The 22,666-nt window shown below is 70.7% G+C and carries 18 protein-coding genes; 12 read left to right on the top strand and 6 right to left on the bottom strand.

Annotated elements, in window-relative coordinates; all coding sequences use genetic code 11:
- The first annotated feature begins 106 nt into the window (after positions 1-106).
- Positions 107-667, top strand: coding sequence for a hypothetical protein (locus FOF48_RS08715; protein WP_143899876.1), 561 nt, complete (start codon positions 107-109; stop codon positions 665-667).
- Positions 668-803: 136 nt separating this feature from the next.
- On the opposite strand, the gene FOF48_RS08720 is transcribed toward FOF48_RS08715, so the two are convergent.
- The 4 genes from FOF48_RS08720 to FOF48_RS08735 all read right to left on the bottom strand — a co-directional run bounded on the left by FOF48_RS08720 (position 804) and on the right by FOF48_RS08735 (position 5,597).
- A complete protein-coding gene (locus tag FOF48_RS08720) occupies positions 804-1,223 on the bottom strand; it encodes an ATP-dependent DNA helicase (RefSeq protein WP_143899877.1) in 420 nt (139 codons plus the stop codon).
- A gap of 159 nt (positions 1,224-1,382) precedes the next feature.
- On the bottom strand, positions 1,383-2,567 hold the full coding sequence (locus tag FOF48_RS08725; protein WP_143899878.1) for an iron-containing alcohol dehydrogenase: 1,185 nt from the start codon (positions 2,565-2,567) through the stop codon (positions 1,383-1,385).
- Positions 2,568-2,580: 13 nt separating this feature from the next.
- Positions 2,581-4,044: a glutamine synthetase family protein gene (locus FOF48_RS08730; protein ID WP_186001837.1), complete on the bottom strand. Its 1,464-nt coding sequence runs from the start codon at positions 4,042-4,044 to the stop codon at positions 2,581-2,583.
- A 65-nt stretch (positions 4,045-4,109) separates the two neighbouring features.
- On the bottom strand, positions 4,110-5,597 hold the full coding sequence (locus tag FOF48_RS08735) for an aldehyde dehydrogenase family protein (RefSeq protein WP_143899879.1): 1,488 nt from the start codon (positions 5,595-5,597) through the stop codon (positions 4,110-4,112).
- An 87-nt stretch (positions 5,598-5,684) separates the two neighbouring features.
- On the opposite strand from FOF48_RS08735, the gene FOF48_RS08740 reads away from it, so the two are divergent.
- From FOF48_RS08740 to FOF48_RS08760, 5 genes are all read left to right on the top strand, one after another.
- Positions 5,685-6,443, top strand: coding sequence for a glutamine amidotransferase (locus FOF48_RS08740; RefSeq protein ID WP_255442015.1), 759 nt, complete (start codon positions 5,685-5,687; stop codon positions 6,441-6,443).
- A gap of 124 nt (positions 6,444-6,567) precedes the next feature.
- Positions 6,568-7,386, top strand: a complete 819-nt coding sequence (locus FOF48_RS08745; protein ID WP_143899880.1) for a triacylglycerol lipase — start codon at positions 6,568-6,570, stop codon at positions 7,384-7,386.
- Positions 7,387-7,389: 3 nt separating this feature from the next.
- Positions 7,390-7,851, top strand: a complete 462-nt coding sequence (locus FOF48_RS08750; protein WP_143899882.1) for a hypothetical protein — start codon at positions 7,390-7,392, stop codon at positions 7,849-7,851.
- Positions 7,852-7,980: 129 nt separating this feature from the next.
- Complete coding sequence (locus FOF48_RS08755) at positions 7,981-9,198, top strand: AI-2E family transporter (protein WP_143899884.1); 1,218 nt, start codon at positions 7,981-7,983, stop codon at positions 9,196-9,198.
- Between the two features lie 134 nt (positions 9,199-9,332).
- Positions 9,333-11,897, top strand: a complete 2,565-nt coding sequence (locus tag FOF48_RS08760; protein ID WP_143899886.1) for an ATP-binding protein — start codon at positions 9,333-9,335, stop codon at positions 11,895-11,897.
- Positions 11,898-11,921: 24 nt separating this feature from the next.
- Here the strand turns inward: FOF48_RS08760 and FOF48_RS08765 are convergent, their stop codons facing one another.
- Together FOF48_RS08765 and rho are read right to left on the bottom strand one after the other, a co-directional pair.
- The gene (locus tag FOF48_RS08765) at positions 11,922-12,242 is read right to left on the bottom strand and encodes a hypothetical protein (protein WP_143899888.1); all 321 of its coding nucleotides are present in this window, start codon (positions 12,240-12,242) and stop codon (positions 11,922-11,924) included.
- 22 nt (positions 12,243-12,264) lie between these two features.
- Positions 12,265-13,878 carry a transcription termination factor Rho gene (gene rho / locus FOF48_RS08770; protein WP_143899890.1) on the bottom strand — a complete coding sequence of 538 codons (1,614 nt, stop codon included), beginning with the start codon at positions 13,876-13,878 and terminating at the stop codon, positions 12,265-12,267.
- Positions 13,879-14,380: 502 nt separating this feature from the next.
- Here rho and ligA point away from each other — a divergent pair.
- The 6 genes from ligA (at position 14,381) to FOF48_RS08800 (ending at position 22,664) form a co-directional block, all read left to right on the top strand.
- Positions 14,381-16,405, top strand: a complete 2,025-nt coding sequence (gene ligA, locus FOF48_RS08775) for an NAD-dependent DNA ligase LigA (RefSeq protein ID WP_143899892.1) — start codon at positions 14,381-14,383, stop codon at positions 16,403-16,405.
- A 10-nt stretch (positions 16,406-16,415) separates the two neighbouring features.
- A complete protein-coding gene (locus FOF48_RS08780; RefSeq protein ID WP_143899894.1) occupies positions 16,416-16,703 on the top strand; it encodes an acylphosphatase in 288 nt (95 codons plus the stop codon).
- Positions 16,700-17,143, top strand: a complete 444-nt coding sequence (locus tag FOF48_RS08785; protein WP_143899896.1) for a DUF3052 family protein — start codon at positions 16,700-16,702, stop codon at positions 17,141-17,143. Before FOF48_RS08780 ends, FOF48_RS08785 begins: the two co-directional genes overlap by 4 nt.
- Before the next feature lie 574 nt (positions 17,144-17,717).
- On the top strand, positions 17,718-20,399 hold the full coding sequence (locus tag FOF48_RS08790) for an Rne/Rng family ribonuclease (protein ID WP_143899898.1): 2,682 nt from the start codon (positions 17,718-17,720) through the stop codon (positions 20,397-20,399).
- Positions 20,400-20,799: 400 nt separating this feature from the next.
- On the top strand, positions 20,800-22,188 hold the full coding sequence (locus FOF48_RS08795) for a YhjD/YihY/BrkB family envelope integrity protein (RefSeq protein WP_143900514.1): 1,389 nt from the start codon (positions 20,800-20,802) through the stop codon (positions 22,186-22,188).
- A gap of 125 nt (positions 22,189-22,313) precedes the next feature.
- Complete coding sequence (locus tag FOF48_RS08800; protein WP_043321998.1) at positions 22,314-22,664, top strand: HU family DNA-binding protein; 351 nt, start codon at positions 22,314-22,316, stop codon at positions 22,662-22,664.
- The last annotated feature ends 2 nt before the right edge of the window (positions 22,665-22,666 follow it).

Below are 22,666 nucleotides of genomic sequence, written 5' to 3' on the forward strand. Positions count from 1 at the left end.
GCACTCGGCGTGCTGGCGAGCCTCACGGGCTGAGGGAACGGATGGGAAGTCGAGGGACCAGGGTAGGCTCCAGGTGTCTGCCACTCCACCCTGCTGGGAGGGATACATGACTCGCTGGACGGGATTGCTGACAGTGCTGGCACTGGGCGCGGCGTGCACCGACACGAAGCCGCCCGAGCGGGTGGCGCGGGCCCAGGTGAAGCGCACCGGCCCGGCGACGATGGAGGTCGTCCCCTCGGCGGGGCAGCTCCCCTACTGCATGCTCTTCACGATGTCCGAGAAGGGCGTCATCCGGCAGCTCACGCTCACGCGCGAGAACCGCTCCATCCGCTGCGACGCGAACAGGCCCGTCGCCAACACCAGCTTCCGGGTGCCGGTGCAGGAGGGGAAGGTGCGCCTCTACGTCTTCTTCTCCGACGACCGGGTGCCCGCGGGATCCGTGGCGCAGCAGCTCTACGACTTGCGCGACCGGGAGCGCGTCACCGCCATGGACCTGCGGCTGCCGGGGCGCGTCTTCGTGGAGACGCTGGAGTTCGTGCCGGAGGCGGGCGAGCCAGAGCAGACGGGCGGCGTGGTGGGCGCGGGCGGCGTCGTGACGTCCCACGGTGGCGCGGGTGATGCCGACGCCGGTTCCAGCATGCTGTCGTTGCAGCCCGCGGCGGAATGACCGGCCGCGAGCCGGCGGGAGACACAGGGAGCCCGCGCCGGCCGCGTGCGTGTCCGGACGTGAAGAAGCCCGAGGGTGATGCTGCCCCCCGGGCTTCGGTGCTGCCTCGGAATGTGGAGGGCCGGGGCCCCCCTGCTCAGTTCAGCCAGCCGCCGTTGTGCGCCACCCGGTCACGCTGGGCCTGACGCTCGCGCTGCTGGCGCTCCCGCTCCAGCCGGGCCTGACGCTCGCGCTCCTGGCGCTCCCGCTCCAGCCGGGCCTGACGCTCGCGCTCCTGACGCTGCCGCTCCTGACGCTCGCGCTCCAGCCGGGCCTGACGCTCGCGCTCCTGGCGCTCCCGCTCCCGCCGCTCGCGCTCCAGCCGGGCCTGACGCTCGCGCTCCTGACGCTGCCGCTCCAGCCGGGCCTGCCGTTCGCGCTCCTGACGCTCGCGCTCCATGCGGGCCTGGTCCTGGCGGCTCACGAAGGGGGTGGCCGAGTGGTAGTCCGCCGCCATCACCGGCGAGCTCGCGATGAGCGCCACAGCCACCACCATCTTCTTGAACATTGCCTTCATGACCTGCCTCCGTGAGCCGCGTTGTTGCTGCGTTCTGAACCTTCTGACGGAGGAGGCGCCGGCTGATTCAAAGGCTCCACGATGAAGCGGGGCCGCCCTGATTCTCCTCGGAGCGGCCCCGGCGGAAACAATCCGAAATCGAAGCGGCGTGACGCCCGCTCAGTAGGCCTCGCGGGCCATCGCCAGCAGGTCCGGCTCGGTGACGGCGCGAGGGTTTCCCTGGTGGGACGCGTCCAGGAAGGCCTTCTCCGCGATGCGCGGCAGGTCCTTCTCCTGCACGCCCGCGTCGCGAAGCCGCGCGGGAATCCCGATGGCCTCCGCCAGCGTGCGCACCCGCTCGATGGCGTTGCCCGCGCGCACCTCCTCGCGCGCGTTGGACGAGTCCCCCAGCGCCGCGGCGATGCGCGCCAGCCGCGCGGTGCTCGCCGCGCGGTTGAACTCCATCACCACGGGCAGGACGATGGCGTTCGCCAGGCCGTGCGGCACGCCGGAGATGGGCGTGAGCGCGTGCGCCAGCGCGTGGCTCGCGCCCAGGCCCTTCTGGAAGGCCATGGCGCCCTCCATCGCCGCCGCCATCATGTCCGTGCGCGCCGCCAGGTCGCGCCCCTCCTTCACCGCCGTCACCAGCGACCGCCCCACGCGCATCACGCCGTCGATGGCCACCGCGTCCGCGAGCGGATGGAAGCCATTCGCGAGGTACGCCTCGATGCAGTGGGTGAGCGCGTCCATGCCCGTGGCCGCCGTGACCGACGGGGGCAGGCCCAGCGTCAGCTCCGGGTCGATGATGGCCGCCTTCGGCAGCAGGTGCGGGCTGAAGATGACCGTCTTGCGGCCCGTGTCCGCCAGCGTCACCACGCCCGAACGCCCCACCTCCGAACCCGTGCCCGCGGTCGTGGGGATCGCGATGAGCGGCGGCAGGTCGTCGCGCACGTACTGGTCGCCGCCCTTCGCGTCGTCATACCGGCTGAGCGGCGGCTCGTGCGTGGTGAGCAGCTGCACCAGCTTGCCCGCGTCCAGCGCGCTGCCACCGCCCAGGGCGATGACCCCGTCGCTCCGGTGCGCGCGGTATGCATCCAGGCCCGCGAACACGTCGCGCTCGGTGGGGTTGGGCTCCACGCCGTCGAAGACCGCGCAATCCAGGCCCGCGCCCCGGAGCACGTCCGTGACGCGCGCGGCGAGGCCGGCCTTCACCACGCCCGCGTCCGTCACCAGCAGCGGGCGCTTCATGCTCAGCCGCGCCGCGTGCGCGGGCAGCCTCTGGAGCGCGCCCGCGCCGAACACGATGCGCGTGGGCCAGGCCATCTCCGTGACACGCGGCTCCGCGGGAATGTCGAAAGGCTTCATGGAAGGTCCTCCTTCAGATGAGCTCCAGGTAGCGCTCCAGCTCCCAGGAGGTGACCGCCCGCTCGTACTGGCGCACCTCCCACTCGCGGGTGCGCACGAAATGGTCGACGAAGCCCTCGCCCAGGATTTCGCGGGCGCGCTCGCTGTTCCTCAGGAGCACCACCGCGTCCTTCAGGCTGCGCGGCAGGGGTCGGGTGTTCTTCGCCTCGTAGGCGTTGGACAGCACCGGCGCGGGCGGCTCGATTTCGTTCTCGATGCCCCACAGGCCCGCGGCCAGGCTCACCGCCATGCCGATGTACGCGTTCATGTCCGCGCCCAGCTGGCGGTACTCGATGCGCATGGACTTGCTGCCGTCGCCGATGACGCGCAGGGCGCAGGTGCGGTTCTCCAGGCCCCACGTCGCGGTGGTGGGCGCCCAGGTGTTCTCCACGCTGCGCTTGTAGCTGTTGATGGTGGGCCAGTAGAGCGCCGTGAGCTCTGGCATCAGCGCCAGCTGCCCGCCGATGTAGTGCCGCATCAGCCGGCTCATCCCGTGCTTCTGCGACGGGTCGTGGAAGAGGTTGTCCTCCCCCTTCAGGTTCCACAGCGACTGGTGCACATGCCCCGAACAGCCGGGCAGCTTCGGGTGCACCTTCGCCATGAAGCACGCGGACACGCCGTGCCGCGCGCAGATCTCCTTCACCACCGTCTTGAACAGCGCCGCGCGGTCCGCCGCCAGTTCCAGCGTGTCGTACCGGATGGCGGCCTCGAAGACGCCGGGCCCCGTCTCCGTGTGGAAGCCCTCGATGTCGAGCCCGTACGCGTTGCAGCCGTCGATGAGGGCGTGCACCAGCGGCGCGTTGAGGGACGTGCGCAGCCACGAGTAGCCGAACATGCCCGGCGTCAGCGGCGTGAGGTTCTGGAAGCCCTTCTCATGCAGGCTCTGGGGTCCCTCCTTGAAGAGGAAGAACTCGTACTCCGCGCCGAACTTCGGCAGGAAGCCGAGCTTGCGCGCGCGCTGGCCCATCTTCTGGAGCAGCTGGCGGGGGCTGGCCTCGAAGGGCGTGCCGTCCGGGTTCACGAAGTCCAGCAGGAACGCCGCCGTGTCCGGCTCCCACGGGATGATGCGCGCGGTGGACAGGTCCACCTTCGCGGGCGTGTCCGGGTAGCCCGTGTGCCAGCCCGTCACCTTCGTGTTGTCCAGCAGCTCGTCGCCCAGGTCCCAGCCGAAGACGACGTCGCAGAAGCCCATGTGGCTCTTCGCGGCGCTGTAGAACTTCTCCAGCGAGATGTACTTGCCGCGCCACACGCCATCCATGTCGATGGCGCCCACCTTCACCTTGCGGACGCCCTTCTCCTCCATCCACCGGCGCAGGGAGTCCATGTCCCCCTGCTGACCAGGCGCCGCGCGCTGCGAGCCCTCGCCGCGCTCCTTCGCGCGGACACGGCGGGCCATCGCCGGATGCGGGAGCACCTTGGCCTTGGGACGCGACGCCATCGGGACCTTCCTTTTCGTCATCGGATTCGCTGCGGTGGAGTGCGAAGGGGAGGACGCGCGGGCCGTCAGGGCGACGGCAGCTTCGTCCACACGGCCTTCGTCTGGAGATAGCCATCCAGCGCGTGGTGGGACAGGTCCCGGCCCCAGCCGGATTCCTTGTAACCGCCAAAGGGCGCCGCGTCGTCGAACTCGTTGAAGCAGTTGATCCACACCACGCCGCTCTTCACCTGCTTCGCCAGCGCGTGCGCCTTCGCCACGTCGTGCGTCCAGAGGGACGCGGCCAGGCCGTAGGGCGTGCTGTTCGCCAGCGCCAGCGCCTCCGCGTCGTCGCGGAAGCGCATGCAGCTCAGCACGGGCCCGAAGATCTCCTCCTGGGCGATCCGCATGTCCGGCTTCACGTCGCCGAAGAGGGTGGGCTTCACGAAGCAGCCCTTCGCCTTGAGGCCCTCCGTGTCTCGCCCACCACCCGCGAGCAGCTTCGCGCCCTGCTGCTTGCCGCTCTCGATGTAGCCCAGCACGACCTCCATCTGCTTCTGGCTCACCAGCGCGCCCATCTCCGTGGACGACTCCAGCGGGTCGCCCACCTTCAGCGCGCGCGCCTTCTCCGCGAGCTTCGCGACGAACGGCTCATAGGCGCGCTCATGCACCAGCACGCGGCTGCCCGCGTTGCACGTCTCGCCCTTGTTGCTGAAGATGCCCCAGAAGCACGCCTCCACCGCGCGGTCGAAGTCCGCGTCCGGGAAGATGATCTGCGGGCTCTTGCCGCCCAGCTCCAGCGTCAGCTTCTTCAGGTTGCTCGCGGCCGACGCCTGGAGCAGCCGGCGCGCGGTGCGGCCGGAGCCGGTGAAGGAGATCTTGTCCACGTCCGGGTGCCGCGCGATGGCCTCGCCCGCGGGGTCGCCCAGGCCGGTGACGATGTTGATGACGCCGGGAGGGAAGCCCGCCTCCAGCGCCAGCGCGCCCAGCTTCAGCGCGGTGAGCGGCGTGTACTCGGAGGGCTTCACCACCACCGTGCACCCGGAGGCCAGCGCGGGCCCCAGCTTCCACCCGAGCATGCACGTGGGGTAGTTCCACGGGATGATGGCGCCCACCACGCCCACCGGCTCCTTGAGCGCGTAGGTGTGGAAGGGGCCGTCCACGGGCAGCACCTCGCCCATGATGGTGCTGGCCATGTCCGCGAAGTTCGCGAGCGTCGCGGCGCCCGGCGCCACGTCCCCCCGGATGGCGTCCTTGAAGGTCTTGCCGTTGTTCAGCGACTCGATGAGCGCGAACTCCTCGCGGCGCTCGTAGAGCAGGTCCGCCAGCTTGCGCAGGAGCTTGCCGCGCTCGCGGCCCGTCATCCTCCCCCACGGCCCGGACTCGAACGCGCGGCGCGCGGCCTTCACCGCGCGGTCCACGTCGGCGGCCGTGCCCGCGGGCGCGTCACACAGCTTCTGTCCGGTGGCGGGGTTCGTCACCGCGAAGGTGCCACCTTCGATGGGGTCCACGGTCTGCCCGTCGATGAGCAGCTTGAGCACGGGGAGCTTGGGAGTGAGCGAACGAGCGTCGGTCATGACGAAGCCTCGGGTGAGCACGGCGCGCGGGCGGCCGGAAGTGCCGGGCACCGGACACGGACGGCAGGACACGGTAGGAATGGGTCCATGACGCGGCAACCCGCCCCCATGAAGAACGTCCTGCTGCTGAAAGCCGGCGACGCGGCGAACTCCGTGCGCCTGTCCGTGGGCGACTACGAGCAATGGTTCCTGCGAACCATCGGACTGTCGGGCCGGCGCTTCGACATCCTCCCCGTGCACCAGGGCGCGCCCCTCCCGAAGGACGCGAAGGGCTACGACGCGGTGATGATGACGGGCTCCCCCCTGTCGGTGACGCGGCGCGAGCCGTGGATGGAGCGCGCCGGGGCCTTCATGGTGGAGGCGGGCGAGCAGGGCATCCCCGTGCTCGGCGTGTGCTTTGGCCAACAGCTGCTCGCCGAGCAGTACGGCGGCCAGGTGACTCGCAATCCCAACGGCCGTGAGACGGGCACCGTGGAGGTGACGCTCTCACCGGAGGGGCGCGTGGATCCGCTCTTCACCGGCCTGCCAGCGCGCTTCGCCGTCCAGGCCACCCACGAGGACGTCGTCTCCCGCCTGCCGAAAAGCGCCACGGTGCTCGCGGGCAACGCCAACACCGCGAACCAGGCGCTCGCGTTCCGCCCCAACGTGCGCGGCGTGCAGTTCCACCCGGAGATGCCCGCGGAGGCCATGCGCGCGGTCATCCTCGCCCGCGAGGAGAACCTGGAGACCCTGGCCCGCGAGAAGGGCGTCCCGCCGGGCGAGTACGTCCCCCAGCTCCTGTCCGGCATCACCCCGACGCCGCTCGCGCACCGGGTGCTGATGAACTTCCTGGAACACTTCACCTGAGCGGACCTCCCGGTTTCGGGCCCCCGTGCGCGTGAAAGCGGACAGTGGCCCGGCGCGGCTCCGGGCCTGCGGGTGACGCGCTCCCTACCTTTGCCCCGGATTCCAGGGCGGGACGGGGGTGGGGATGAATCCGTTCGTGATGCAGTACCGGAAGATGAAGTGCCAGCTGAAATACCTGGCCAGCTACGTGGATCTGGATCCACGCGGCAACCAGGTGGTGCGCCGCACGGACTTCAAGCACTGCCTCAAGCCGGTGCTCCTGCTGCACGGCTTCTTCAGCACGCGCCGCGTCCTGGAGGTGCTGGAGCACCGCCTGCGCCGCGAGGGCTACTGCGTGTGGTCCATCCACCTGGGCGGGACGATGGACCGCTTCAACACCCACCGCATCGACGAGCTGGCGCGCAAGGTGCGCGGCAAGGTGGACCGGCTCTACGAGCGGCACCCGGACATGGGACCGCTCACCATCATCGGCCACTCCAAGGGCGGCCTCATCGGCACGTACTACGTGAAGCGGCTGGGCGGGGACACGCGCGTGAGGAGCCTCATCACCCTGGGCACGCCGCACCGGGGCACGCGCATGGCGTACCTGGGCTGCGCCGCCCTGGGCTGGTTCAGCCGCAGCATGTGGCAGCTCACGCCCGTGTCGCCCTTCATCAAGCAGCTGGGCGTGGGCGCCTTCCCACGCCACGTGCGCCTGACGTCCATCTACTCGCGCGATGACGTCGTCGCGCGCTTCCCCTCCTCCGTGCTGGACGTGGACGGCCAGCCCAACGTCTTCAACGTGGAGCTGTCCGGCGTGCCCCACGGCGAGCTGCTCACCCGCAGGTCCGTGTGGGAGGTCATCCAGCGCGAGCTGGCCCTGGGCTATGCTGACGGCGCCGCGGCCGTCGCCGCTCCGCCCCCTCCCCTTCCGGTGGCCCTGCCCGCCGCCGTCAGCCCCTGACACATGCCCTCGCGCTGGGACCACCTCTTCGACCTCAAGCCCGTCGCCCTCGTGGACCACCTGCTGGAGGAGGTGGCGCGGCTGCTCGCCCGGGACCTGGAGTCCTGGCCCCCGCCCGTGCAGGACCTGGACCCGGCCACCCTGGGCGAGTTCACGCCGTTGTTCCAGGAGGCCACCCGGCGCCCCTCCCCGGCCGTCTACATGGAGGCCCTGCGGCTGGCACGGTGGGACCTGGCCCGCGAGTTCGACGCGTTCGACGACTACGTCCGCAACAAGCGCTACCTGGAGCGGGGCCTGGCCCCCGAGGACCGCGTCCCCCTGCTCTTCCTCACCCGCTGGCTGACCGAGCAGATGCTGGGCCTGGGTGAGGCCACCCAGGGCCGCATCAAGCGCCCCCGGATGCAGGACTGTCTGGACCGGCTGGAGGCTCACCTGGGCCCGCCGCCGGGGCTGCCACGGGCCTGAGGTCTTTCGGCGGCGTATGGACGTCCGCCCTCCGCGCCGGGCCGCTTGGGGGGCATGGAAGGTGGGGCATCCGGAAGCTTTCCGCCGGAAGCTTGTCAGGAGGGAGGTTGCTGCCCTAAGCCGGGTTCCATGTCGCCGCCCGTGGAAGCCACCGCCCCCGACGAACGCCGCAAGCGCCTGCTCCTCCTCACGGGATTGTGGGTGGCCCTGGCGGTGATGCTCTTCGCCCTGCGCTCGGTGGTGATGCCCTTCGCGGGCGCCGCGCTCATCGCGTACCTGGTGCAGCCGCTGGTGGCGCGCATCACCCGGGTGAACGTGGCCGGCCGCTCCGTGCCCCGGTGGGTGGCCATCCTGCTCATCTACGCGGGCTTCTTCCTGGGCGTGTACCTCTTCTTCGTCGCGCTGGTGCCGCAGCTGTACCGCGAGGTGGCGCGCATCAGCCGGGAGATGGCGGGCTTCGCCAGCGCGCTCACGCCCGAGCACCTGCAGGAGCTCGCGCGGCGCGCGGAGACGTGGCTCAACGTGTACGGCATCCCCGTGGCGCTGTCGGACCGGGCCATGGAGGGCGCGACCGGCCCGTCCGGCGGCTTCAGCCTGGCGCTGGACCTGGAACAGATGCTCACCGACGCGGTGGCCCGCGTCACGTCGCTCGCGAAGGAGAACCTGGCGGACATCGTCAACGTGTCGCGGCGCATCGTCACGGAGGTGCTGGCCAGCGTCTTCATGCTGTTCTTCATCCTGATGGTGGCCGCGTTCTTCTCCATCGACGCGCAGGCCATCCGCCGCTACTTCGGCACGCTCGTCCCCGCGGAGTTCCTCCCCGACGCGAAGACGCTGGTGGCGCGCATCGACAAGTCGCTGTCCGGCGTGGTGCGCGGCCAGGTCACCATCTGCCTGGTCAACGGGGGCCTCACGCTGGTGGGCCTGCTGCTGTTCGGCGTGAAGTTCGCCTTCCTGCTGGCCACCATCGCCACGCTCTTCAGCCTCATCCCCATCTTCGGCACCATCATCAGCTCGGTGCCCATCGTGCTCATCGCGCTGGCGGACGGCGTGCAGAAGGGCTTCGCGCTCCTCTTGTGGATCGTCGGCATCCACGCGCTGGAGGCGTACTTCCTCAACCCGAAGATCATGGGCGAGGCCGCCCGCATCCACCCGGTGGTGGTGGCCTTCTCGCTCATCGCGGGAGAGAAGCTCTTCGGCCTGTGGGGCGCGCTGTTCGCCGTGCCGGTGGCCTCCATCGCGGTGGCCTGCTTCGACTACGCGCGCATCAAGGCCCAGCCGCCTCCGCTGGTGACCCCAGCGGCTCAACAGGCGGTCGCCTCCACGGACGCGGCCCCCGCCGCCTGAGCGACCTTCCGCCCGGGACACGACCCCGAAGCGTCCACCGGTGAAAGCCATGGGTCGGCCCCTTGCGTCCGCCCTGGCCATCCCGGGGGGGAGTGACTAATTCCACGCACTCCTCCGGTTTCCGAGGACGTGTGATGCCCTCCACCCCCCTGGTGGCCCCGGATTTCCGGAGCCTGTTCGAAGCCTCGCCTGATCCATACCTGGTGCTGACGCCGGGGTTCATCATCGTCGCGGTGACGGACTCGTACCTGCGCGTCACCCAGACGCGGCGAGAGGCCATCCTGGGTCGCCACATCTTCGACGTCTTTCCCAACAACCCCTTGGACCCCACGGCCACCGGGGTCGGCAACCTGCGCGAGTCGCTGGAGCGCGTGCTGAGGACGCGCGCCCCGGACGCGATGGCGGTCCAGAAATACGACATCCCCCGGCCCGAGTCGGCTGGCGGAGGGTTCGAGCCGCGCTACTGGAGCCCGTTGAACACGCCCGTCTTCGACGCGGACGGCACGCTGCGCTACGTCCTCCACCGGGGCGAGGACGTCACGGAGTTCATCGGCCTGAAGAACCGGGGCGACGAACAGAACCGACAGCACGCCGCGCTCCGGGCCCGCGCGGACGAGATGGAGGGCGAGATCTTCCGTCGCGCCCAGCAGCTCCAGGAGACGAACCAGCAGCTGCGCACCGCGAACGAGCAACTGGGGGAGCTGGACCGGCTCAAGTCGGAGTTCTTCGCCAACGTCAGCCACGAGTTCCGCACGCCGCTGACGCTGATGTTGGGGCCCACCGAGGACCTGCTCGCCGGGCGTGCGGGGCCCCTGTCGGACGAGGTCCGCAAGGAGATGGAGCGGGTGCACCGCAACGCCGGCCGCCTGCTCAAGCTGGTGAACGCGCTGCTGGACCTGTCCCGGCTGGAGGCCGGCCCCCGGGAGGAGCGCTTCGTGCCCGCGGACCTGGCCGCGCTGACGGCGGACGCGGCGAGCAGCTTCCGCTCCGCCATGGAGCGCGCGGGGCTCAAGCTCACGGTGGACTGCCCGCCCCTGTCCCAGCCGGTGTACGTGGCGCCGGACCTGTGGGAGCAGATCGTCCTCAACCTGGTCTCCAACGCCTTCAAGTTCACGCCCCAGGGGGGCGTCACGCTGCGCCTGCGGGAGCACGGGCAACGGGTGTCGCTGGAGGTGGAGGACACCGGCCCGGGCATCCCCTCGCAGGACCTGCCCCACCTCTTCGAGCGCTTCCACCGCGTGCCGGGCACGCCGTCGCGCACGCACGAGGGCAGCGGCATCGGGCTCGCGCTGGTGCAGGAGTTCGCCCGGCTGCACGGCGGCACCGTGGCGGTGCGCAGCACGGAGGGCCAAGGCACCACCTTCACCGTGGAGCTGCCCCTGGGCCATGCGCACCTGCCTCCGGAGCGCATCCGCACCACCGCCCGTCCCCGCTCCAAGGCGCGCGAGGCCACGTCCACCTACGTCGAGGAGGCGCTGCGGTGGAGCAGCGCCAAGACGAAGGAGCGCACGCAGTCCTCGCATCGCCACCTGCCCGCCCCGAACGGGCAGGTCGCGCCCCCGCTCCCCCGCCCCCGCATCCTGCTCGTGGACGACAACCGCGACATGCGCGACTACATCCAGCGCGTGCTCTCCGCGGAGTACGAAGTGGAGACGATGACGGACGGCCAGAAGGGACTGGAGTCCGCGCTGGCCCGTCCGCCGGACCTGGTGCTGACGGACGTGATGATGCCGCGGCTGGACGGCGTGGGACTGCTCAAGGCCCTGCGCGCGGTGCCGCACACGCGCGAGCTGCCCATCCTCCTGCTGTCCGCGAAGGCCGGAGAGCAGGCCACCGTGCAGGGGCTCGCGTCCGGGGCGGACGACTACCTGGTGAAGCCCTTCTCCGCCGGAGAGCTGCTCGCGCGCATCGGCTCCAACCTGAAGCTCGCGCGGATGCGCCGGGAGATGGCCGACGAGCGCGTCCGGGCGGAGGGGCTCGCGGAGGCGCTGCGCGCCCGCGACGACTTCCTCTCCGTCGCGGCGCACGAGCTGCGCACACCGCTGGCCGCGTTCCAGCTGCACCTGGAGCTGGTGGAGCGAGGGCTGGGCCGGGACGCGCCGCCCAAGGCCCTGGAGCGCCTGAAGCAGGCCCGCGCGTTCATCCGCAGGCTGGCGATGCTGGTGGACGTGCTGATGGACGTGTCGCAGATCACCAGCGGCCGGCTGAAGCTCGTCCGCACGGACGTGGACCTGGGGGACCTGCTGGTGGAGGTCACCCGCTTCGCGGAAGAAGAGGCCCGCCGCGACGGCACGCCGCTCACCGTGGCCGTGAAGGGGCCGGTGACGGGCGCCTTCGACCCGTCGCGCATCTCCCAGGTGGTGCACAACCTGGTCGCCAACGCGCTGAAGTTCGGCCGGGGCCGGCCGGTGGACGTGACCCTGCAGCCGGACGGCGCGGTGGCGCGCCTCTCCGTCGTGGACCACGGCATCGGCATCAAGCCGGAGGACCGCGAGCGCATCTTCGAGCGCTTCGAGCGCGCGGTGTCCTCGCACCACTACGGCGGGCTGGGCCTGGGCCTCTGGGTGTCACGACAGGTGGTGGAGGCGCACCAGGGGCGCATCGACGTGGAGGACACGCCGGGCGGAGGCACGACCTTCCGCGTGACGCTGCCTCTCCAGGGCGCCCCGGTGGACATGGCCGGCGCGCACCCCGGCTGAGGACGGGCGAAGGGGCCGCGCGGGCTACCGGCAGGCGGCGGCGCAGCGCGAGTCGCGGCACGTGGGGATGCAGCGGCCGCAGTCCACGCTGCCGGGGGGACACGTCCCATCACACCGCACGTTGGAGCAGTCCGGCCCCTGGTCGCGGTGGGTGATGGCGGTGCCCTCCCCGCAGCACGCGTTCGCCACGCAGTCCGAGTCGTCGTAGCAGACCTGGTTGGAGAGCACGGGCGGCGTGTCCTCCGGTGGCAGGTCGTCCACCCCCAGGTCGCACCCCGCCAACAACCCCAGGGTGAGGCCCGCGACAGCGCGGGCGACGAGACGCGGGAGGTGGGAACGACGCATGGGGGCTCCTTGGCCGGAAGGACTACCGGTTCATCGAGCCCAGGAACTCCGCGTTCGCCGCCGTCGGACGCATGTGCTTGAGCACGAACTCCATCGCGTCGATGGGGGTGAAGGGGTGGAGCACCTGGCGCAACGCCGTAATGCGCACCAGGTCCGCCTGGGACAAGAGGAGCTCCTCCTTGCGGGTGCCGGATTTGTTGATGTCGAGCGTTGGGAAGATGCGCTTCTCCATCAACTTCCGGTCCAGGACGATTTCGGAGTTACCCGTGCCCTTGAACTCCTCGAAGATCACCTCGTCCATGCGGCTGCCGGTGTCGATGAGCGCCGTGCCGATGATGGTGAGGCTGCCGCCCTCCTCGATGTTGCGCGCGGCGCCGAAGAAGCGCTTGGGCTTGTGGAGCGCGTTGGCGTCCACGCCGCCGGAGAGGATCTTCCCGGACGCCGGCACCACCGTGTTGTAGGCGCGGGCCAGGCGGGTGATGGAGTCCAGCAGGATGCACACGTCGTACTTCTGTTCGACCAGGCGCTTCGCCTTGTCGATGACCATCTCCGCCACCTGCACGTGGCGCGTGGCGGGCTCGTCGAAGGTGGAGGACACCACCTCGCCGCGCACGCTGCGCTCCATGTCCGTCACTTCCTCCGGGCGCTCGTCCACCAGCAGCACGATGAGGTAGACGTCCGGGTGGTTGCGGCTGATGGCGTGCGCGATGTTCTGCAGGAGCACCGTCTTGCCCGCCTTCGGGGGCGCCACGATGAGACAGCGCTGTCCCAGGCCAATGGGGCAGAACATGTCGATGATGCGCGTGGTCATCTCCGACGACTCGTGCTCCAGCTTGAGCTTGCGCGTCGGATAGAGCGGCGTGAGGTTGTCGAACAGGATGCGCTCGCGCGCCGCGTCCGACATGGGGTCCGCGAAGTTGACCTTGTCCACCTTCTGCAGCGCGAAGAAGCGCTCGCCCTCGCGGGGCTGGCGGATGGGGCCCGTCACCGTGTCGCCGGGCCGCAGGTTGAAGCGGCGCACCTGCGACGGCGACACGTAGATGTCGTCCGGGGACGGCTGGTAGTCGCTGTCCGCGCTGCGCAGGAACCCGAAGCCGTCGCTCAGCAGCTCCAGCACGCCCTCCGCGTGGACCTCGAAGCGCTTGTCGGCGATGCCGCCCAGCAGCGCGAAGATGAGGTCCTGCTTCTTCAGCCCCTGGTAGCCCTCGATGCCCGTGTCGTGGGCCATCTTCGCCAGGTCGACGATCTTCATCCGCTTCAGGTCATTGAGCTTGATGACCTGCATCGGGGTGCCGTCGCGCTCCACCTCCGTGATGGCGGGGGACTCGGCGGACTCCTGGGGGGCGGCCGGAGCGGCGTCCTCGGCGGGCGCCTCCTCCGTGCCACGCAGCTCCTGGAGCTCGTCGTCGCGCACGGGACGGGAGATGGGCGTGAGCACCGGGCGGGGCGCTTCCGCGGCGACCTCGGGGGCCTCCGCCTCCTCCACGGGGGCCTCTTCCCGGCGGGCCGGCGCACGGCGCGAGCGGGGCGCGGGCTTCTCCGCCTCCTTCGCCGCCGCGCGCTTGCGCCGCGGCTTCTCGTCCGCGGGGAACTCGGGCTCGACTACCTTCTCTCGGGGGGAACGGGCTTTGGCCATGACGGTCTGCAGACGGAATGGGGGGAAGCGCCCGAAGGCTCGGGCAGGCTGTACGCGGGACGACGGTCCGTCCGCGCGGCGCTCGGAAGCACCTTCCAGGAGGGCAGCACCACCCGGGTCCTTGGAACGGACCGGAGGGCGCGTGGGCCTGTGGTTGGGAAGAGACGGCGCGGGGGAACCCCAGCGCCAGGAACCGCGCTGGAAACTATTGACCGCCTCCAGAGCTGTCAAGGCATCCGTGCCTGGCTCTGTCCCATTTTTCAGGGGGTTGCACCGGAGGGCGGGGGTCCTGCCAACAGGTAATCCGCTATGTAGCTGAAATTCGGGCCTACTGAGGGTGCCCAGGGGCTTCATGGGGGAACACGCGTCCCCGGGCGCCCCTTCCCGTCATCCCTGGCGTCCGGGCAGGCCCTGTCAGGTGGGGCCGGTAGAGTGGTCTTCCTCCAACGCGGGGCGTGCGCATCCTGGCCGCGCCCTTGAATTGGGGTAAGGACAACACCCCGTGGACACCTTCCCGCAAGCCGAGACCCGCGCCCGAGCGCTCCGCCAGGAGCTGGCCCACCACAACCACCGCTACTACGTGCTGGACGCGCCGGAAATCAGCGACGCGCAGTACGACACGCTGATGCGGCAGCTCCAGGCGCTGGAGGAGCGCTACCCCCAGCTCGTCACGCCGGACTCCCCCACCCAGCGCGTGGGCGGCGCGGCGGTGGAGGACTTCGGGCAGGTGGTGCACACCACGCAGATGCTGTCGCTGGCGAACATCTTCGATGACGCCGGGCTGGTGGAGTTCGACGACCGCATCCGCAAGCTGACGGGCCTGACGCAGGTGGGCTACGTGTGCGAGCCCAAGCTGGACGGGCTGGCCATCTCCCTGCGCTTCGAGGACGGCCGCTTCGTCCAGGGCGCCACGCGCGGAGACGGCACCACGGGCGAGGACGTCACCTCCAACCTGCGCACCATCAAGAGCCTGCCCCTGGAGCTGTTCCCCAAGGACGGCGTGAAGGTGCCCCGGCGGCTGGAGGTGCGCGGCGAGGTCTTCATCCGCAAGGAGGACTTCCGCAAGCTCAACGAGAAGCGCGAGGAGGAAGGCGAGTCGCTCTTCGCCAACCCGCGCAACGCCGCCGCGGGGAGCCTGCGCCAGCTGGACCCGAAGGAGACCGCCGCCCGGCCCCTGTCCGTGTACCTCTACGAGTGCGTGCCCGGCGACGGCGTGCCCGCGTTCAAGACGCACACCGACAAGCTGGAGTACCTCAAGACGCTGGGCCTGCCCATCAACCGCTACCAGCCCGCCGAGGGCGCGGACGGGGTGCGCCAGCGCTACGACGAGTCCCTGAAGGGCCGCCACGCCCTGCCCTTCGAGGTCGACGGCATGGTGGTGAAGGTGGACGACGAGGACCTGCGCCGCCGCCTGGGCCAGGTGTCCAAGAGCCCGCGCTGGGCGGTGGCCTACAAGTTCCCGCCGGAGGAGGAGTCCACGGAGGTGCAGGACATTGGCATCCAGGTGGGCCGCACGGGCGCGCTCACGCCGGTGGCGCACCTGAAGCCGGTGAAGGTGGGCGGGGTGACGGTGTCGCGCGCCACGCTCCACAACGAGGACGAGCTGCGCCGCAAGGACGTGCGCCGGGGCGACACCGTCTTCGTGCGCCGCGCGGGCGACGTGATTCCGGAGATCGTGTCGGTGGTGCTGTCCAGGCGCCCGGCGGACTCCCAGCCCTTCACCTTCCCCACCCACTGTCCGGTCTGCGGCGCGGTGGCGACGAAGGACGAGGACGGCGCCATCATCCGCTGCACGGGCGCGTCCTGCCCCGCGCAGCTGGTGGAGAAGGTGCGCCACTTCGCCAGCCGCATCGCGATGGACATCGAGGGCCTGGGCGACAAGCTGGCCACGCAGCTGGTGGCCTCCGGGCAGGTGAAGGCGTTCGCGGACGTGTACGCGCTCACCCGGGACTCGCTGCTGAAGCTGGAGCGCATGGGGGAGAAGAGCGCGGACAACCTCCTGGCCTCCATCGCGGGCAGCAAGGACACCACGCAGCGCCGCTTCCTGTATTCGCTGGGCATCCGCCACGTGGGGGACGCCACGGCGCGGGCGCTGGCGGAGGCGTTCCCGGAGGTGACGTCGCTCTTCACCGCCAGTGTGGAGGACATCAGCCGGGTGAAGGACGTGGGCCCGGTGATGGCGCAGGTCATCCACACCTTCTTCCAGGAGCCCCAGAACCAGGCCGCCATCCGGGCCCTCCTGGACGCGGGGGTCCGTCCGGCGCCCCCGGCGGTCGCCACGGGCGGCCCCTTCGTGGGCAAGACGGTGGTGCTCACCGGCACCATGGCGGGGCTGGCGCGCGAGCAGGCCAAGGAGGAAATCGAGCGGCGCGGGGGTAAGGTCTCCGGAAGTGTCTCGCGCAAGACCGATTTCGTCGTCGCGGGCGAGGACGCGGGCAGCAAGCTGAAGAAGGCGCAGGAACTCGGGGTAAGAATCCTGGATGAGCAGGCGTTCCTGCGGATGCTAGAAGGGGACGTCAGAGCATGAGGCCAGAGGCATGAGCACGCAGCGCCGGGTGACCCTGCGCATCCAAGGCGCGGTCCAGGGCGTCTCCTACCGGGAGAGCGCCCGCCAGGAGGCGCTGCGCCTGGGGCTCCTGGGCTGGGTGCGAAACCGGAGCGATGGCACCGTGGAGGCCACGGTGGAAGGCGAACCGGACGCGCTGGAAGACTTCATCCGCTGGTGCCAGACGGGCCCTCGCATGGCGCGCGTCACGGACGTGGCGCGCACCGATGGCGGGGCCACTGGCGAGTTCCGCACCTTCACCGTGGAGCGAACATCATGACCCCCTACGCGCTGGCCTCCCTGCCGGCCATGCTGGGCATCCGGTCCGGCACCAAGGTTTCGGTCATCAACCCCCCGCGGGGCTTCGTGCAGAAGCTCAACCCGCTGCCGGACGGGGTGGAGTTCCTCATCACCGCCCAGACGGGGCTGGACGTCATCCTCTTCTTCACCTCCGACGCCACGGAGCTGGTGCAGCGGCTGCCCGCGCTGTCGCGCGCCACCACCGTCAACGGCGGCATCTGGGTCTGCTGGCCCAGCGGCGAGGGCGTGAAGACGCGCCTGTCCGAGGACTTCGTGCGCCAGGCGGCGCTCGACATTGGTCTGGTGGACAACAAGATCTGCATCATCGACGAGACCTGGACCGGCCTGCGCCTGGTGCGCCGTCCTCGCGGGCGGCTGGACAAGCCAGAGGGCCGCAAGCAGGCCCCCGCGCAGGCCTGAACGTCCGTCACCGAGCGCCTGGAAGCCCTGTGGGCGGGCCTACCGTCCATCTGCCCGACAGTGGATGAACGGGCGCTTCTAGCCTTTACACACCTGGAGGGGCGTGGAAAACTCTCCGTGTTTCTGGGTGGTTGTGTGACGCCCCGCGTTGGCGGGACATCAGGCCCAGGCAGGAATTTCGACGGGTTGCGCTTCCGGTTTCCTCCGGACGTCCCTGCTGCTCCGGGGCCCCCAGACGCCCCCCCAAGGTGGCCCACGCATGGGCACCGACCGGGTGTGGAAGAGGGGGCGGACGGCACGGGCGTGGTGGAGGCCTCGAGCGCGTGAAGAGAAGCAGCCCCGCCCGGCACGGTGCCGGTCGCAATGCGGGGCGACATGAACTCGGAGGAGCAGGCGGCGATGTCCTCGGCCCCCACCCAGGTGATGCGTTCTTCCTCCGGATCCTCCGGAAGGCGTCCGCACGCCGGAGGGCCACTGGCCGCCTCTCCCCTCGCAGCGTGCTCGGAGGTGTGGCGTCTCGCCGCCTCCCGTCCGGTGAGGTCCCTCCTACCGCGCGCGCTTCCAGGATTCATCCATGAGCAGTGTGCTCGTCATCAACGCCGCGGGTCGGGAGACCCGGGTGGCGCTCGTCGAGGGCGGCCATATCGCGGAGTTCTACCTCGAGCGTAAGAAGGACAAGGGCGTCGTCGGAAACATCTACAAGGGCCGTGTCGTCCGGGTGCTCCCGGGCATGCAGGCGGCTTTTGTCGACATCGGGTTGGAGAAGGCCGCCTTCCTGTACGTCAGCGACGTCGTCTACGACCCGGACTTCGCCCGCGCGCAGTTCGAGCTGACCGAGGGCGAGCACGAAGACGCCCCGGAGGTCCCCACCGAATCCGAGGCCGACGCCGTCGAGGCCGCCGCGTCCACCGTTCCGGAGGCCCCGCACGCGCTTGCCGCGGGCGCGCAGTCCGCTCCGGCTCCCGCGGAGCCCGTGCTGGCGCACGAGACCGCGCTGGCGCTGGACGTCCAGGCCCAGGCGGCGCCCCAGGGTGAACCCCACGAGGCCCCCGTTGAAGCGGCCCCGGAGGCTCCGGCGGACGTCCGGACGCCCGCCACGGAGCCCCAGGCTGTCGCCGCGGAGTTCCCCCTCGCGGCTCCCGTGGAGCCCTCGTCCGTGAGCGCCGGCGCCGGGGACGCGCAGGCCGAGGTGTCCACCGCCGCCGTGGCGGTGCCGCTGACGGACACCGCGGCCCCCACCGGGGAGGCCCCCGCGCTGGTGCAGGAGACGCCCGCGGAGAGCGCCACCGTGGCCGCCACGCTCGCCGAGTCGGGCGTGGAGGGCACGACCGAGGCCTCCGAGCCGCCGCCGCACGCGTCCGCCCTGGGGGAGATCATCCCCGCCTCCGAGCCCGCCCGCCCGGCCGAGGTCTCCGGCGAGCGCCGCACGCCGCGGGAGGCCCGGGAGGCCCGGGAGCCGCGCGCGCGGGATGGCCGTGAGAAGGACAAGGACAAGCGCCGCCAGGAGCCGCCTCGCCGCGAGAAGCGCGACGAGGAGAAGGAGAAGCCCAAGCAGCGCAAGACGGACAAGATTGAAGACCTGCTGAAGGTCGGCCAGGAGGTGGTGGTCCAGATCTCCAAGGACCCCATCGGCACCAAGGGCGCGCGGCTCACCTCGCACATCTCCATCCCCGGCCGTCACCTGGTGTTCATGCCCACGGTGGACCACGTGGGCATCAGCCGCCGCATCTCCAACGAGAAGGAGCGCCGGCGGCTGCGCGAAATCGTGGACCGGCTGCGTCCGCCCGGCACGGGCTTCATCGTGCGCACCGTGGCGGAGAACGTTCCCCAGGAGAAGCTGGAGAGCGACATCCGCTTCCTCATCGAGGTGTGGAACCAGGTCGTGCGCCGCAACGAGAAGCGCGGCGGCCCGGGCCTGCTGCACCCGGACCTGGACCTCATCCTGCGCGCCACGCGCGACCTGTTCGCCCACGACGTGGAGAAGCTCGTCGTGGACGACGCGGAGGAGTACGAGCGCATCCAGGGCTTCGTCACCGCGCAGGACCCGGCGCTGCGCGACCGCGTGGTCCTGCACGAAACCGACGAGCCCGTCTTCGACGCCTACGGCATCGAGCAGGAGCTGCAGCGCGCCACCCAGCGCAAGGTGTGGCTGAAGAGCGGCGGCTACCTGATCATCGACCAGGCGGAGGCGCTCACCGCCATCGACGTCAACTCGGGCCGCTACGTCGGCAAGAAGAGCCTCGAGGAGACCATCACCAAGATCAACGTCGAGGCGGCCAAGGAGATCGTCTACCAGCTGCGGCTGCGCAACATCGGCGGCATCATCATCTGCGACTTCATCGACATGGAGAAGGCGCAGAACCGCGACAAGGTCTTCAAGTCGCTGCAGGAAGCGCTGGGCCGCGACAAGGCCAAGACGAACGTGCTGCGCATCTCCGAGCTGGGCCTCGTGGAGATGACGCGCAAGCGCGTGCGCGAGTCCATTGGCCGCGTGCTGCACGAGGACTGCCCCTACTGCGACGGCAAGGGCTTCGTGAAGACGGCCACCACGGTGGCGTACGAAATCTTCCGGGAGATCCGCCGCGAGGCGCCGGGCTACAAGGACTCCACGCTCGTCATCAACTGCAACGCGGAGGTCGCGCGCCTGTTGCAGGGCGAGGAGCGCAACGAGCTGCGGCACCTGATGGACCGCTACAACAAGTCCATCCAGGTCAAGGCGCAGCAGAACTACCACCGCGAGCAGTACGACATCTACGGCCGGTCGGCCACGGGCCCCGAGCACAAGGTGGCCTCGTCGCCGGGCTCCGGTGACGGCGAGCTGGCGATGCAGCAGCGCCGCTCGGAGAACCCCAACTACGGCCGGCAGGACCAGGGCCGCCGGGGTGGCCGGGACCGGGGCGGCGAAGGCCGCGGCGGTGAGAACCGGGGTGGTGGCGAGCGCGGCGGGGAACGCGGTGGCGAGCGCGGCGGAGGAGACCGTCGCGAGGGCCGGCGTCCCGAGCGCGGCGGCGACCGAGGTGGCGAGCGCGGCGGCGACCGCGGCGGCGACCGCAACCGGGGCGGCGAGCGTCGCGGCGGTGAAGGCCGGGGCGGTGAACGCGGCGGTGAGCGGTCCGAGCGCGGTGAGCGCGGGGGTTCGCAAGCAGCCAGCGCGGGCGGTGGCAACGGCAACAACGGGGGGAGTTCTGGCGGCACGCCTCCCGCGGCGTCCGGTGGGGGCTCGTCGGAGCCCTCCAGCGGGGGCAGCGAAGCCTGAGCCGGTGAACGACGCCGGACCTTGAGCGCGGTCCGCGAGTGACAACCCAGGCCCGGTGGGGATCTCCCCGCCGGGCCTTTTCTCTTGCCCGGAGCCGATCGTGGCCACGGGCTTCGCGGTGGAGACGTCCGGCCTGCTGTCCAGGGGCCAACCAGGCCCATGGGACCGTGCACGCGGTGACAGCCGCCTCTCGCTGGGGCGGGTGGGCTGGTTCCGCGGGCCCGAGTTTGGCTACGGTGGCGCTTCCACACCGGGGGGTGGGTGTTCGCCCACCGGTTCACGTGAATCCCCTCGGGATGAACCGCCTGCTTCCGCGCCTCCGCATGCTGCTGCCCCTCGGTGCGCCGTCCGCACCGGCACAGGAGCACGCCGGGAGGAGTCCGTGGGTGTGAAGCGGAGCCTGCCGTGGCGCCTCAGGCGGCACCTGGCCCGGACCCGGGCCTGGACGCTCACGACGGCGGCCCGCCTGTGGGCGCCCATCGGGGCGACGTCGGGTGGCCGGTTCGCGGCGGACATCTTCTTCGCCGGACGCACGGTGGCGCGCGGCTTCATGGGCGAGAACCTGCGCCTGCGCGCCGCCGCCCTCACGTACATCAGCATGTTCTCGTTGGTGCCACTGCTGACGGTGGGCCTCGTGCTGCTGCGCACGCTCCACCAGGAGCAGTTCCAGCGGAAGCTGCGCTTCGTCATCTCCGAGGTGCTGGCGCCAGGGGTCAGCGAGGAGTCCGCCGCCCTGCTCGACCGGTTCCTGCATCCGGGCGACTCCATCGCCGTGGGCAGCGTGGGCTTCCTCGCGGTGCTGATGTCGGCGGGCTCGCTGCTGCGCCACATCGACGGTGCGGTGAACGAGCTGTGGGGCATCCGGCGTCAGCGCCCGTGGCTGACCCGCCTGTCCATCTACGCGGGCCTGCTGCTCCTGGGCCCCATCTTCCTGGCCATCTCCTTCTCGGGGACGGGCCGGGTCCGCGTGCTCCTGCAGACCTACGCGCCCAGCGCGCCGCTGTTCATCGCGCTGGGCACCACGCTCATCGCCATGGGCAGCCTGACGCTGCTGTACCTCTGGACGCCCTACGCGCACGTCCGCGTGCGCTCGGCGCTGGCGGGCGGGCTGGTGGCCGGCCTGGGGTGGATGCTGGCGAAGCAGGTCTACGCCGAGTTCGCCGCGCGCAGCTTCCTCTACAACCCGCTGTACGCGTCGCTGGGCGCCCTGCCCCTGTTCCTGGCCTGGGTGTACGTGAGCTGGCTGGTGATGCTGTTCGGAGCCCGGCTCTCCTACGCGGTGGAGCACGTCTCCTTCCGCGACTCCCTCTTCGCCTTCGCCGGCCACCCTCGCGCCCACGAGCTGGTCGCCGCGCGCGTCGCCCAGGACGTCACCCTGTGGTGCGTGGATGGGCGCACGCCACCCCTGCCCCGGGAGCTGGCCACGCGGCTGCGCGTCCCGGAGTCGCTGGTGCACGAGGTGGTGGACCGGATGGTGGAGGCCCGGCTGCTGGAGCGCGGGCGAAAGGGCGGGCTGCGGCCGGCGAAGGACCCGTCCGAGCTCACGCTCGCGGACTCCACCCTCGCCGTGCACGGGGTGATGATCACCGGCGGCCCGGAGACCTGGACGGGCCCCCGGGCCCCAGGCTTCGAACAGTTCGAACCGCTGTTCCAGGCAGCCGACTGTGCCGGGGTCGACCTGCTGCGCCGCACCCGCTGGTTGGACCTGGTGATACCCCTGCGTCCGGGGCTGCTGTCCCCGCCCGCTCCCGAGGCCCCCAAGGCAGCGGCCGGCGGCGGAAATCCGTAACGTTTTTAGAGGGTTGGGAGCCTACCCGGCTTGCAAGGAGGAGGTGTTCTGTTATGTATTCGGGACTCGACCACGGGCCAGAGAGCCCTGTCACCAAGGGGTCACGGGGTTTGCGGGAGCGTCCGATGCTCAAGTCCGATCTGATCAACATCCTCGTTGCCAAACGAGGCGTGACCCAGAAGCAGGCGGAGGCGACCATCGAGACGATTTTCGAGTCGATGAAGGACGCCCTCTGCCGCGGGGAGAACATCGAGATTCGCGGGCTTGGCGCCTTCCACGTGAAGAACTACCAGGGCTACCAGGGCCGCAACCCGAAGACGGGCCAGGTCATCCCGGTGAAGCCCAAGCGCGGCCTGCTCTTCCGCACCGGCAAGGAGCTGCGCGACCGGGTCAACCGTCCCGCGCCCCTGCAGGCCCAGTCGGACCTGCCGCCCTCCTCCGAGTTCAAGGGCAGCAGCGGGACTGGCACGCTCTAGGT

Origin of the sequence: Corallococcus sp. Z5C101001, from assembly GCF_007352635.1 — a bacterium.
Lineage (GTDB): Bacteria > Myxococcota > Myxococcia > Myxococcales > Myxococcaceae > Corallococcus > Corallococcus silvisoli.